Source organism: Psychrobacillus sp. INOP01 (assembly GCF_018140925.1).
Classification (GTDB): Bacteria; Bacillota; Bacilli; order Bacillales_A; family Planococcaceae; genus Psychrobacillus.
The window spans coordinates 3,987,486-4,001,901 of sequence record NZ_CP073315.1 but is presented as its reverse complement, the minus strand read 5'-3'; the positions used below and the strand labels follow the sequence as shown (position 1 = coordinate 4,001,901).

11 protein-coding genes and 1 other RNA gene are annotated in these 14,416 nt (G+C 36.3%); 3 read left to right on the top strand and 9 right to left on the bottom strand.

Annotation, left to right across the window (positions count from 1 at the left end; all coding sequences use genetic code 11):
* Positions 1-86 precede the first annotated feature (86 nt).
* From KD050_RS19665 to KD050_RS19655, 3 genes are read left to right on the top strand one after another with little or no spacing between them, the layout of a single operon-like run.
* Complete coding sequence (locus KD050_RS19665) at positions 87-209, top strand: cytochrome c oxidase subunit 2A (RefSeq protein ID WP_211893983.1); 123 nt, start codon at positions 87-89, stop codon at positions 207-209.
* 22 nt (positions 210-231) lie between these two features.
* A complete protein-coding gene (locus KD050_RS19660; RefSeq protein WP_211893982.1) occupies positions 232-708 on the top strand; it encodes a cupredoxin domain-containing protein in 477 nt (158 codons plus the stop codon).
* Between the two features lies 1 nt (position 709).
* Positions 710-2,377: a b(o/a)3-type cytochrome-c oxidase subunit 1 gene (locus tag KD050_RS19655; protein WP_211893981.1), complete on the top strand. Its 1,668-nt coding sequence runs from the start codon at positions 710-712 to the stop codon at positions 2,375-2,377.
* A gap of 418 nt (positions 2,378-2,795) precedes the next feature.
* Here the strand turns inward: KD050_RS19655 and KD050_RS19650 are convergent, their stop codons facing one another.
* From KD050_RS19650 to KD050_RS19610, 9 genes are all read right to left on the bottom strand, one after another.
* Complete coding sequence (locus KD050_RS19650) at positions 2,796-4,295, bottom strand: carboxypeptidase M32 (RefSeq protein WP_211893980.1); 1,500 nt, start codon at positions 4,293-4,295, stop codon at positions 2,796-2,798.
* Positions 4,296-4,312: 17 nt separating this feature from the next.
* Entirely contained in the window at positions 4,313-6,214 is a 1,902-nt protein-coding gene (locus KD050_RS19645) for an ATP-dependent DNA helicase (protein ID WP_211893979.1), read from the bottom strand.
* A gap of 58 nt (positions 6,215-6,272) precedes the next feature.
* Complete coding sequence (locus tag KD050_RS19640) at positions 6,273-7,400, bottom strand: THUMP domain-containing class I SAM-dependent RNA methyltransferase (protein ID WP_211893978.1); 1,128 nt, start codon at positions 7,398-7,400, stop codon at positions 6,273-6,275.
* Positions 7,400-9,121: a putative bifunctional diguanylate cyclase/phosphodiesterase gene (locus tag KD050_RS19635; RefSeq protein ID WP_235753860.1), complete on the bottom strand. Its 1,722-nt coding sequence runs from the start codon at positions 9,119-9,121 to the stop codon at positions 7,400-7,402. Before KD050_RS19635 ends, KD050_RS19640 begins: the two co-directional genes overlap by 1 nt.
* A gap of 376 nt (positions 9,122-9,497) precedes the next feature.
* Positions 9,498-9,881, bottom strand: an RNA gene (gene rnpB / locus KD050_RS19630) — RNase P RNA component class B.
* A 195-nt stretch (positions 9,882-10,076) separates the two neighbouring features.
* Entirely contained in the window at positions 10,077-10,373 is a 297-nt protein-coding gene (gene gpsB / locus KD050_RS19625; RefSeq protein WP_211893977.1) for a cell division regulator GpsB, read from the bottom strand.
* Positions 10,374-10,452: 79 nt separating this feature from the next.
* Positions 10,453-11,727 carry a ribonuclease H-like domain-containing protein gene (locus tag KD050_RS19620; protein WP_211893976.1) on the bottom strand — a complete coding sequence of 425 codons (1,275 nt, stop codon included), beginning with the start codon at positions 11,725-11,727 and terminating at the stop codon, positions 10,453-10,455.
* Positions 11,717-13,996: a DEAD/DEAH box helicase gene (locus KD050_RS19615; protein ID WP_211896367.1), complete on the bottom strand. Its 2,280-nt coding sequence runs from the start codon at positions 13,994-13,996 to the stop codon at positions 11,717-11,719. The genes KD050_RS19620 and KD050_RS19615 overlap by 11 nt, the downstream gene beginning before the upstream one ends.
* On the bottom strand, positions 13,989-14,357 hold the full coding sequence (locus KD050_RS19610; protein ID WP_211893975.1) for a YppE family protein: 369 nt from the start codon (positions 14,355-14,357) through the stop codon (positions 13,989-13,991). The genes KD050_RS19615 and KD050_RS19610 overlap by 8 nt, the downstream gene beginning before the upstream one ends.
* Positions 14,358-14,416 lie beyond the last annotated feature (59 nt).

Sequence of the window (14,416 nt, the reverse complement as noted above, 5' to 3'; positions counted from 1 at the left end):
CGTAAGTGTGATTTTTATCACATCTTCTATTAACCATTATATTTATTATGGAATTATACAAGTTGAATAGGAGGAGGTGTAAGTAAATGTCGAAAAAGAAAGAAAAAGATTCAGATTTAAAAGGCACTCTTTATTCAGTTGGTTTTGTTGGCTTATTTATATTAGTTTCTTGGTTCATGGCATTTTACTTATTCATAGACAGATTTTAATTTAATTGGAGGTTAAAGACTTATGCATATTCATAAGTATGAAAAGTGGTGGCTAACTTTTGGGATTAGCTCATTGGTATTATTTTTAGTTATAGTTGGTTTTAGTGCATTTCATTATGGTTCACACCCCCCAACTGGAAAAGTTTACATCGATCCTGAGCGAGTTGATGAGATAGCACCTTTTAATAATCCAGGGGTTCATAAAGTAGAAGGTAAAGAATGGGACTATGAAGTAGTTCTAGTTGCATCTGCATTTTACTATAATCCACCTGAGATTGAGGTACCATTAGGTTCCACCGTAAAGTTCATATCAACAACTAAAGACGTTGTTCATGGATTTCAAGTTGCTGGAACAAATATTAATATGATACTAGAACCAGGTTACGTTTCGGAATATGTAACAACGGTGGACAAATCTGGCGAGTTTTTAATCTTATGTAATGAATATTGTGGCATCGGACACTCTTCTATGACGTCCAAGTTAAAGGTGGTGGAGTAAAATGACAACGATTAAAGAAAAAGCAAAAGATTTCACAAAAGTCGACCGTCGTGATGGTAAACTAGCCCTTGCTCATATATATGTAGCATTTATCGCTTTATTCATCGGAGGTCTTTGTGGTTTATTACAAGTTCTAGTTCGCTCTGGTAAATTTACACTCCCATGGGGAATTGGGTATTATCAAATTTTAACTGTTCATGGTGTGTTATTAGGTCTTATTTTAACAACTTATTTTATACTTGGTTTTCAAATTGCTGCTATGAGCAGAACTTCTGGAACTTTTACAGACAAACAACGTTTACTCGGTTGGATAGGTTTCTGGGTAATGACTACTGGTACGGTTGCAGCTGCAACGATGGTATTACTAAACGAAGCTTCTGTTTTGTATACATTCTATGCTCCTCTTCAAGCACATTGGATTTTTTATGTGGGAATGGCTCTGGTAGTTGTAGGATCATGGATTGTTGGTATTGCACAAATTATGAAGTATAACGAATGGCGTAAAGCTCATCCGGGTGAATCTAGTCCCCTTCTATCCTTTATGGTAATTGTCAATATGGCAATGTGGATTATTTGTTCTTTAGGGGTAGCTGTGGAAGTTGTATTCCAACTAATTCCATGGTCATTAGGCTGGGTTGATAAAGTGGATGTTTTACTTTCTCGTACTTTATTCTGGTATTTCGGTCATCCATTAGTTTACTTCTGGTTGTTACCTGCGTATATGGTTTGGTATGTCGTGATTCCAAAAATTATTGGAGGTAAAATTTTCTCTGATGCCTTAGCAAGACTTTCATTCATGTTATTTTTACTGTTCTCTATTCCAGTTGGATTTCATCACCAGTTAACAGAACCAGGGATTGAATCATTTTGGAAGTTTTTACAAGTAATATTAACAATGATGGTAGTTATTCCTTCTTTGTTAACGGCATTCTCTATGTTTGCTACATTTGAATTACGTGGTAGACAGCTTGGTGGTAAAGGGTTGTTTGGATGGGTGAAAAAACTACCTTGGCAAGATGCTAGATTTACAGTTCCATTTATCGGAATGGCCGCATTTATACCTGCTGGTGCTGGCGGTATTATTAACGCATCTCACCAGATGAATCAGTTAATTCACAACACGATTTGGGTTACTGGTCATTTCCATTTAACAGTAGCAACAACTGTTGTTTTAACATTCTTTGGTGCTTCTTACTGGTTATTACCTCACCTAACTGGTAGAATTTTAACGAAACAAATGAATAAGTTAGCTATTATTCAAGCTATTGTTTGGACGGTTGGTATGTCGATCATGTCAGGTGCAATGCATATTGTTGGATTAATGGGAGCACCTCGTCGCTCGGATTTTTCTACCTACGGTGGTGCTGAACAAGCAACGGAATGGATTCCTTACCAAATAGCACAGGCAGTAGGTGGAACAATTCTATTCGTCGGTATTATTTTAATACTTTATATTGTAGTAAATCTGTTATTTTTTGCCCCTAAAGGTGAAACAGAGTTTCCTGTTGGAGAGGTTTCAGAGAATGCAGAAAAAACTCCAATGTGGTTGGAAAATTGGAAGATTTGGCTAACAATATGTATTGCGTTAATCTTGTTTGCTTATACTGTTCCAGTTATTGATATGATTCAAAATGCTCCTCCAGGTTCAAAAGGATATAAATTCTGGTAGTAAGAAATATAAAGAAATGGTTAGTCGAGACGTATGTCAAGACTAACCATTTTTATATATTCCACTAGGATTAGAAGATTCCATAAACTAGTTGACATTAGAAAGCATATGACGCCCTTACCTGTTTTCTATCTTTACCGAAGTGCTTTGTATAAGACATATCGGTATATTATTACCGGTTAATTTTTGGAGAGGTTGGTCGTGACTGACTTCACGACCAACCTCTCTTTTTTTTGGTAATCTTATGGCGTTTATCTGTGGATTTATAGTATGCAAAACTTATACTTTTATTTAAAAAAAGACCCAAGCAACATTCGTCGCTTGGGTCACTATTAAAAGAAGGTATATGCATGTTACTAAGCATGTCTAGCTCCAGCGCCTAGTTCCTCGAGTCGCTTCAAACTTGCCGCTTATCTTATTAAAGCTTATAAATTCTTGTATACTTTTCTTCTAAATAATCAGCAAGGTATTTCCCGTTAAGCCCTTCACCTGTAGCTGCTTTAAGAATATCCAATGGCTTTTTTAGAGCTCCGTACTGATGTACATTTTGTGTAAGCCATTCCTTAATCGGTGCCAAATTGCCTTGTTCTAACAAACTATCAAACTGCGGAATATCTTTTAACATCGCTGCTTTAAACTGAGATGCATATATATAGCCAAGTGCATAGGATGGGAAGTAACCGAAACTAGCACCTGCCCAGTGGACATCCTGTAAAATACCTTCTGCATTTGTAGATGGTCTAACACCCAAGTATTCTTCATACTTAGAATTCCAAATCTCTGGTAGATCCTCTACTTTTAATTCTCCATTAAACAAACCTTTTTCAATTTCATAACGAATCATGATGTGAAGCGCATAAGTCAGCTCATCAGCCTCAATACGAATTAAGGAAGGTTTTACTTCATTAATCGCCCGAAGAAAATCTTCCATCGGAACTTCCCCAAATTGTTCAGGAGAATAGCTTTGAAGCATTTCGTAGTTTTGTTCCCAGAACTTTGGATTACGTCCAACAAAATTTTCATAAAATAATGATTGAGATTCATGAATTCCCATTGAAGCTCCACCCGCTAATGGTGTTCCAGTTAACTCCTCTGCAACATTTTGCTCATATATTGCATGACCGCATTCATGAATTGTACCAAATACAGCAGAACGGAAATCGAATTCATCATATTTAGTCGTAATTCGTACGTCTCCTCTGTTTAAGCCAGTAGCAAATGGATGAACTGTTTCATCTAATCTTCCAGCATCAAAATCATAACCAAGTTGTTTGAGTATATCTAAACTAAATGACTCTTGTTTTTGTTTGTCGAAAGATTTGAATAAGAAATCAGTAATTGGCTTGTTAGGAGATTCGGAAATACGCTTTAATAATGAAACGATTCTCTCTCTTAATTCACTAAATACTTGATCTAAAATTTCGGTCGTCATACCAGGCTCATATTGATCTAATAATACATTATAAGGATTATTATCTGTTACTCCCCAGTACCCCACAAATTTCTTTAAAGTAGCTACCATTTCTGTTAAGTACGGTTGGAACATAGCCCAATCATTTTTATCCTTTGCTTCTTCCCAAACAGATTCTGATTTAGATTGAAGCACGACAAATTTCTTATATTCATCTGCAGGAATTTTCTTACTTAGATTATATTCCTTTTTTACTTCTTCAAAAACACGTTTACTTACTTCATTTACTGAATCCAGCTCCAATTCCATCTGGTCAAGTAACCCTTTAAGTTCGTCTGAAGTCGATAAGTTAAATACATCCGTCGCAAGGACTCCAACAACCTCTGATCGCTGATCAATACCTTTTTTTGGTGCACCAGTGCGCATATCCCAATAAAGCACCCCTAATGCTTCTTGATAAGCACCAATCTTCTTAACATAATCTAAAAAGCTTTGTTCTACTGACATTTCATTTCCCCCTTGTATCATTTCGAAATTGCTGTAGGTAATACCCCTGTAAATCTATTTTCAAGCTGTGCTTCTTCCTCATTTAATAGTAAATGAATTTCGCCATAATCGCTAGATGTACGGATTAAACGACCAATACCCTGCTGTAATCTTAAAAGCATAAATGGCAATTCTACTTCTTCAAATGGATTGTTAGAAAAAGATCGTTTTGCATCAAATAGTGGATCAACTGGTGGAAATGGTAAATCATAAATAATTACTCTAGTCAGTGCCTCTAATGGTAAATCCAGGCCTTCCCAAAGATGATACGAACATAAGGTCGAGTACTCACCATTTTGGAATTCTTTAACAATAGTTGAAAGCTCACGATCTCCTTCAAAGACGATATCAGCTCGATCCCCTATAGTTGCTCTAAAGGAAACCATTGCCGATTTTGATTTAAACAAAATAAGTGTTTGCATCGAATTATTTAACAGTTTTTCTACATAACTAGGTTTCTCCCGCTGTTCCATTTCATCCGTATAAATCTTCATCACATCATCATAATCAAATGGTGATGCAACGGAGAACGATTGGAATTTTTCAATTCCCAATGAATCCGCTATATACGTAAAGTCTTTTTCAATGGATAATGTAGCAGAAGAAAAGACAATCGGAATTTTAGATGTAAATAATTTCTCATGTAAAATATCCGTAACTAATCTTGGCATTATGATTAATGTTTCATAACCATCAATGATTTCTAACCATTCAATCCCATCCCCTTTTTCCGTAAATAAACGAAGCGAGAATGTATATTGTTCTAAAAATTCTTCTACCATACGAAGCTCGTATTCAGGAATTGTATATAACTCAGACTCGAATACAAATTCCTCTAACAAGCTATCCGCTACTCGAATTGCTTGTTTACATAATTGCATCAACTCAGGAGATTTATCAACCTTCATCCGGTCTGTTTCTTCAATATCACTGCCAATGCGCAATAATCCAAATATTTTATCATGCAATTCTTGTAGTACTTCCATTAAATTTAATGTTTTTTCTCTAACACCGTCGACCATTACTTTTTCTAATAATCTAATAAGCGTTTCACTTTGAATTTCATATGTCAATGCTTTTTGAGCAGCAAATTCAAGTAAATGTCCTTCATCTAGAACAGCCATTGAAACTTCAGGCAACAAAGGCATTTGACCTTCACGAACACGTGAGTCTTTTGTCCAAATATGCTCCATTAAAAATTCATGCGAGCATATGATCAAGTCCGTGGACTCACGATAATGCTGACGATGAATCGTTTGACCACAACGGTTTCTTAAATCACATACCATACATTGTTGAGTTGGATGATAGTTCACTTTTTGCCAATCCTCATCGCTCACTCCAGCAAATTGACTGCGTTCGCCATATGGATAAATTTTTTGCATAGATGAATGAGCATAAACAAAATCCGGAATTTGATCTTCAATTTCTTCTAAAAAGTATTCGTTTTCATCATCTTTTTGTGCTTCTTCCAAACGCTTTAAACATAAATATTGATCGCGAGATTTTGCTAATCGTACATCAATTTTAATATCTAAATAGTTTTGAAGCTTAAAAATATCTCCTGCTTCTTTTACTAGCTGTTCGATTAATGTTTCATCTGCGCATGCTATCAATGCTGGTTTTCCAGTGTAACGAGCATATGAAATAGCAGGAAGTAAATAAGCTATAGTTTTACCAGTACCTACTCCTGCTTCTGCAAATAGAACATTTTTCTCTTTTAACGTCTTTTCAATCTGATAGGCCATGAAGATTTGTTCGTCGCGACATTCAAATCCTTTTTCAGGTAATTCATCATATAACACATCACCCATCCAATCCCCTAATGATTCGAAGAAAGAACGGTCTTTTGAAAGTTGGAATGGTAAAGCTTGTTTCATCTAAAAACTCCCTTAAATAATAATATAACAGTAAGGGAGAGACTAGTCTCCCTTACTGTTATGAACGTTTACCCCAGAACTGATAGTAATCCGTTCGAATAAATCCATTGAATAATTTACGCTTTTTGGTTGCTCTTCTACCGTATACGTTTTCAAAGTTTTCCATAGACGATAGCATATATACGGACCATGAAGGATATTTATCCATCAAATGACCTAAGTCACTGATTACCTGCTCGATTACTTCCACTTCTCCAATACGCTCTCCATATGGTGGGTTACTAACCATTACACCGTCTGTTAAAGTAGTAGTAAAATCCTTCGCATGCATTTGCTTGAATGTGATTATGTCAGCGAATCCTGATTCAAAGGCGTTTTGCTCCGCAATTTGGACCATTTTATGGTCAATATCTGATCCGATAATTTGAAGCTCTTGATCATAATTAGCTAATGATTCAGCCTCATCGCGCACTTCTTCCCAAATAGTCTTTGGCATCCATGACCATGCTTCACTATGAAAATCACGATTAAAGCCTGGTGCAATATTCTGCCCTATCATTGCCGCTTCAATCGGAATAGTACCTGATCCGCAAAACGGGTCTACAAATGGACGGTTAGGACTCCATTTAGAAATTTTCACTAAAGCTGCGGCAAGTGTTTCCTTCAATGGAGCTTCCCCTTGACCGTGCCGGTAACCACGTTTGTGAAGCCCTGCACCACTTGTATCTATCGTGATGGTAGCAATATCTTTTAATATACTTATTTCAAGTTTGAATGTTGCTCCAGATTCGTCTAAAAAACCGATTCTTTTATGAGCTAATTTTAAGCGCTCAACTACGGCTTTTTTTACAATAGCCTGACAGTCTGGAACACTGAATAATGTTGATTTAACTGATTTTCCTTGAACTGGAAAAGCTGCATCTACGGGCAAGTATTTTTCCCATTGTACTGCCTTCGTACGCTCAAAAAGTTCATCAAATGTTTTTACTGGGAACTGAGCAGCTACAATCTTAACTCTGTCAGCAACACGTAACCAAATATTTGCTCGTGCTATTGCACGCTCGTCCCCTTCAAAATAGATCTTACCGTTTTCTGTTGTTGTTTCATATCCTAGTGCTTTTACTTCATCTGCAACGATGGATTCTAGTCCCATAGCTGAAGTTGCTACTAATTTAAATGTTGTCATTATATATTCCTTTCCTGTCTGTAAATTTCCCATAGCTCGATGAAATCCATAAGCTCCTTGACCGCTAATGGTTTACTATAATAATATCCTTGAATGATATCGCAGCCCATTTGCTTTAAAAGCTTAGCTTGTTCCTTCGTTTCTACTCCCTCAGCAATAACCTTTATGCGTAGGCGATGAGCCATTAAAATAATTGCTTCTACTATAGCTTGCTTGTCTTGTAAGTTAGTAATTTGTTGGATAAAACTTCTATCAATTTTTAAGTAATTAAGTGGAAATCTATTTAAATAACTAAGAGAAGAGTATCCGGTACCAAAATCATCAATAGATATTTTGAATCCCATAGCTTTTAGTTTTACCAGTTTATCTACTATATCGTCTGACTCCTTCATAATTGTACGCTCTGTTAGCTCTAACTCCAATAGCTGCGGACTACAATTATACTGCATAACTATTGAATTTATACGCTCGATAAAGTCATCCTGTTGAAAGTGGAGAGATGCAATATTAATGGACACCGGTAATATATGTATATTCCCTTGTGATCTTGACTCCAGTATATCCATACAAACTTTTTCTAAAATAACTTCGCTTAAAGGAATTATAAGACCTGTATCCTCTGCAATAGGTATAAATTCAGCGGGCGAAACAAATCCTAACTTTTCATTATTCCATCTGACTAAGGCTTCTACACCAATAATATCTTGTTTCGCTAACCCTATTTTCGGCTGATAATGGATGAAGAAATCCTTGTTTTGTATAGCTTTTCTTAGCTCTGCTTCTAAAACGATTAATCGTTTTGAATCTTTTTTCAAGTCATCAAAATAAAAGGCATATTGATTTCTACCATTTTGTTTAGCAAAATACATCGCCTTATCTGCTTTATATATTAACTTTTCTATATGCTTACCATCTTGTGGAAAAATACTGATTCCTATACTTGCGGTAATATAAACTTCTGTCCCACATACATGAAATGGTTTATGGAAAAGCTTCGTAATATCCTTAGCTAGAAGTGCAGCATCTTTTTGATATTCAATTTTCGATCTGGCATATACAAATTCATCGGCACCATATCGTGCAAAAATATCCGAAGGACCGACAATCGAGTTAATCCGTTTTGCAACCTCTATTAAAATAAGGTCACCTACGTCATTTCCCAAGGTGTCATTTATCTGCTTAAATCGATCTAAGTCAATAAATAAAATTGCATGGCTGTCATTTGAGCTATTTACTTTGTCAAATAATAATTCATTAAAAGCGTTTCGATTCGAAATATTTGTTAAAAGATCGGTTTGCGTTAGTTCTTCTAATTCCCTTTCCGTCTCTTTTTCATAGGAAATATCTGAAAAGATTCCATAATAATTTATAGGCTTACCTGTATCATCTAAAACACTATGAATTGCAAGGATTTCAGGATATATTTCACCATTTTTTCGTCTATTCCAGATCTCACCCTTCCAAAATCCTTTTGAACGAATTTCTGACCACATCACTTTATAAAAGTCAGCGTCCTGTTTACCTGACTGTAATATGCTCGGAAACTTCCCAAGTACTTCGGATGACTTATATCCAGTAAGAGCTTCAAAAGCATTATTGACCAGTGTAATCTGCATTTTTTCATTTGTAATCATAATACCTTCTACAGTTGAATGAAAAATTTGCTCCATTAATTCATTAGAATACGTCTGTAATCGTGCGGGTGGCTGTTGTTTTTCCACAATTCGTTACCTCCCTTATTACGTACTAAGCTAAAATCATTTATCTCGCAATAACGGGCAGTAATACCCCCAACTCAATGCTTGGTCCAAGTAACAAAGCATATTTGGAAGATAACTGCCTGTAAAAGCCCGACGAAAATCCTAGACGAAAGTCACTACGTCGCGCGGCTTCGTCTAGGTGACTCGCTTCCAGCGAGCCTTTGGCCAACAGATGTTGTTCATTTAGGCATTGCTGCAGGAAACTGCGTAGTTGCCTATGTTCTATTTTCAATTAGTGGGTATGAAGAAAACCACGGATTGAAGTTTCGCTTTATATAATAGAAAAGCTCTCCGGAAATGGAGAGCTTCTTAGTTATTAAATATAGCCACTCATACACTCAATAAGCCATGTTTTGTTTCCACGGTACTCAAACGGTGCATTACCTCGTACGTATGTGGACGGCAATCATCTATCTACAGATTAAATCTGTTCTTCTATCCGTTCAATTCCTTCAAGAAAATGCCCCTACCATAATTTGGGTTTCTCACTCGTGGGGTTTACCTCGTTCCACCTGTATAGTTTCCTATACAGCTCCGTCACTGTGGCACTTTCAGAGATTGTCAGCCATATCCTAAGACTTAGGCCTTCATCCCGCCATCAGCTATTAATAGCTGCCTTAGTTTATTTTTTCACTAAGCACGAACACTACATTCATCGCAGAATTGTGTGAGCATGGACTTTCCTCTACAATGTCTAGCATTGCAGCGATTGCCCGAATATATAAGTGGTATCACTATTATATACGAAATACTTGTTAGTTTCAACATAAGATTATATCAAATTCGCCTTTGCGTATTTGTACCCAGATTTTCACCCGGCCTGCTCGATAAATTCCACTAAAAAATCTGTGGCATCTGCCGGAGGCTTTAAGTTAATTCAGTAGGGGTTTTACCCCTACTGAATTAACTTAAATAATTATTCGTACAATTTACTTCCAAAGACATGTTTTTCAAGATGTGAAAGACGCTTTAAAATATCAAAATTAGTTGCCCCAGTTTGCGGTGCAGCTGCTTGAGTTCTCTTTGGTAATTCTTCTAGCTGTTCTTTCAATTTTTTATTTTCTAACTGGAGTTGAGCTACTCTCTTCTCATAAGCCTCGTAATCTTGAATAATATCGTCTAAAAAAACATCTACTTCTTCTTGGTTATAACCCCTTAAACCCGTTTTAAATTCTTTTTCTAATATATCAGAAGCCTTTAGTTTAAATTCCATATGGTATCTTCCTTCCATCTACAATTAGCTACTCGTATTATAGCATATGGTTGTCGAATAATGGAGTTTTTTCAGCCATTTAAATGCGCTTTTTGTTATGTTCTGCGCTTTCCCGGGAAATATTTAATTTCCGGATTATTCTTATTTCTCTCTTCATAAGTTCTTTTTTCAAGCGAGACTGCCCATCTATATTCTGTTTTGCTTCATATTCAATACATTGCTGCGTCATTTCTAGAGCATTTGGGAAATCTTTTAGTTGATGTTCGAATAGCTTGGCCAACTCGATATACACCTCCATACGATATTTCCCAGAAATCTCTTTTAAAGCTTGTGTAAAGGCTTGCAGACTGTCCTCGTATAAACCAGCTCTTTTTAAATGGAGACCAACGAAATAATACGCGATACTTGCTTCCTCATCTGAAAAATTATTAACTACAAAAGTAAACCAATCCATACTTTTATCTATCGTTCTTAAATCACGAAACCATTTACCGATATTTGTATATGTTGTTGCTGTTTCAACTACTTCCTTCTCTTGGAGTAATTCCACTGAAAGTATATATAACGTTACGAGCGATAGAATATCCCATTCATTATGCTTTAACACCTTCATCAAGTTGATAGGATTACCACTTTTCACTGCATCAAAATATATTATTGGTGCGAGGTGGCCAGGAATATCATTTTCTCTTCTAAAACCAAGCTTCATTTCCTCAATTTGTTTTAGCTTAAAGCGCTCTAATTCACCCTTCCAAATTCTTTTTGAGGAATGCATTAAGTCAATTTGATGATGTTGCTTTAACTGTGGTAAATTATTTCTATTCATCGTCCATCTTGCAACTAATTGAGGAAGGTCAAAACTCTTACCGTTATACGTAATAATTGTCTGAGGTTTTTCCCAAAAATCAGTCGCTTTTAAAAAACTTACCTCTTGCCCTGGATCAGCTAGCACATATTGTGTTAGCAAAAACCCAGTCTCAACTTCCTTCAACACTCCGTTTAAAAAGATAAGTACTCCAGCACCTTTTAACCCTGTCGTTTCCGTATCATAAAAACAAAATGGACTTTCTTTTGCGATAGTTAGAGGGTGAGTTGGATAGACTTCCTGCATAAATCTTTTTGCCTGTTGTAGCTTATTAAGCCCAATATTTCCATGTATATGCTCCGAATGATAAAAAGTTTCCTTTACAAAGTAAAATCCTTTTTCATTTTTTATAAATTTTAGTCCCGCATTTTGCCACTCTTCAACATAAAAGGGAAGCACCATTTCTGGCTCTTCCTTTTTAACTATCTCTTCTATTGGCTTCTTTTTCACTAAACTCTTCATTTGCATTAGCTTTTTTTCATATGACATGTCGGTCCACCTGCAATAAATGAAGTAACTTAATCACTTCTCCTTTTAGATTCAGCTCCGCATCCTGAGCACCGATGCATGCAGGGCATCCATGCATACATGGGCACTCTTCCACCTGCTCCGTTACTTTTGGTATTAACTCATTCCAAAGATCGAACATTCTTTCAGATAGTCCAATACCTCCTGGATAGCTGTCATACATATAAAAAGTAGGTTTTTCTCCGTGAATCGATTTTACCTGAGGCACAACATGAATATCCTTCGCATCACAATGAATAAATAGTGGGATAAATGCATGCAAGGCATAGGAAACCCCCGTCATTGCATCTGACAGTAAAGTGTCTTTCCAGCCATCTGGTTTATCAAAACTAAACCATGTAGAGGAAGTGTGTAATTCTATTGGCGGTAAATGGATCTGACCAGAGCCGATATTATCATGTGTATCAAATTTAATTTTTTTGAATATAGTTGGTTGTGCTAAAACGATAATGTCACCAAATCGAAGTGTACCAATCTCAGCTTCTTTTACTTTATCTTCACTTAACACTTTTAACTCAATTGCGATATTGGCATCTGTAAAATAATCGACATCGACCTCTCTTACGAATGCCTTCTTTTCTTCCCAATCTAATATTTCCACTTGAAATTGGGTACCTTGGTGTAAGTAAATTGCTTCTTCATGAAGCAGGGTCATCGCACTATATTGATCCATTTCCCCAATAACCCTAGTTTTAGTTGGGATAGACTGATCAATAATAATGACGTTCTCTTGGGATGCGGAGCGTAGGCTGATATTGCTTGCAGGAAAACTATCTGACATCCAATGCCATTTTTCGGATGTTTTTAAAAGGACCCCTTCGCTTTCAAGAAATTCTAGCAATTCCTGAATAGAAAATTCCGCATACAAATCGGTAAGTGAAAATGGCAGTTCAAATGAAGCACATTTTAAATGGTCCATTAAAATAATCATATTATCTGGATGAATCCTAACTTCCTCTGGAGATTGGCCAAGAAAATATGCAGGGTGTTTAACAACATATTGGTCAAGAGCAGTCGACCCGGCCACATAAATAATAAGTGCTTCATCCTGTCTTCTGCCCGCTCTACCAGCCTGTTGCCATGCACTTGCGATGTTCCCTGGATAACCTGTCATAATACATGCCTGTAGCTGACCAATGTCGACACCTAACTCTAGCGCATTAGTACTTACAACTGTTCTAATAATTCCTTCCCGTAACCCCTTTTCAATCGTCCTTCTTTCCGAAGGCAAATAACCGCCTCGGTACCCTCGTATAGTTTGATCATTAATCTTTTTACTTACTAAAGACTGTAAATATGTCACAAGCATTTCTACACGGACACGGCTCTTTGCAAAAACAATTGTTTGTATGCCATTTACATATAATTCACCTGCTATATCTCTAACTTCTAAAACGGCACTTCTTCGTACATTAAATACAGGATGTACTATTGGTGGATTATAAAATACAAAATGTTTCTTTCCTGCTGGTGCACCGTTCTGGTTGATTAATTCATGGGCAGTGTTCGTTAAATTTTCAGCTAACTCCTTGGGATTTTTTATCGTAGCAGAAGTACAGATAAACTGTGGATTACTACCATAATAGGCGCAGATTCTTTTCAGGCGTCTAATAACATGTGCAACATGACTTCCAAATACTCCTTTATATGTATGAATTTCATCTATTACGATATATTTTAAGTTTTCAAAAAGAGTTACCCATTTTGTATGATGTGGTAAAATTCCTGAATGTAACATATCAGGATTGGTTAATACTATATGACCTGACTTTCGAATTTTTTGCCGAATTCCCGGAGCTGTATCTCCATCATATGTATAACTTAATATTTCTTCCCCAGTAGCTTCAATTAAATTATTTAAATCACTTTTTTGATCCTGTGCTAGCGCTTTGGTTGGAAATAAATAAATAGCCCGAGAGGTTGGATCTTCCATAATAGATTGAAGTACAGGGAGATGATAGCAAAGTGATTTTCCAGAGGCTGTTGGGGTGATCGTAGTATATGACTTTCCGGATGAAGCAGTATCGAAAGCGAGTCGTTGATGTATATATAATTGGCTTACACCACGACTTTTAAGCGCCTTTTGAATGGACTGATGCATTGTACTAGGAAATGGAGCAAAAATTGCTTCTTTTTCTTCGGTTGTATGAATATGTTCAATTCGTGGAAAGCGATTTTCATCCACTTTCCACGCATCTAATAGTTGGTGAATGCTCTTTTTTTCAAGCATACTCATCCCCTACTTCCTTTATAGCTTGGACAATTGTTTCTAACGTATATTTGGATGAATGGACAGAAGAAAGAAACCTTTTTTTGCTAGTTCCCTTGTAGTAAGATTGCACGATAAACTGCTTCACGGATTCAAGTAAGGAGTCAATTTGGCTTGGGTGGACATATTTTGGACGTTTTACTTGAATCCATTTTCGAACAAGTAGTTCCCATTCAAGACAGATCTCATCTATTTTATATGCATGTGGCTTAACTTCTGTAAAAAAATCTGGTTCTTTATCTAATTCTCTATATTGATGAAAACGCGTAATACATTCATCGCATTCTTTCATTAAATGGTTGCTAAGCTTTAATAATGACAAAGTGATCCCTCGCATTCTAGTTATAGTTTAGCAAATTCTCACTTATATTACTAGTTCTA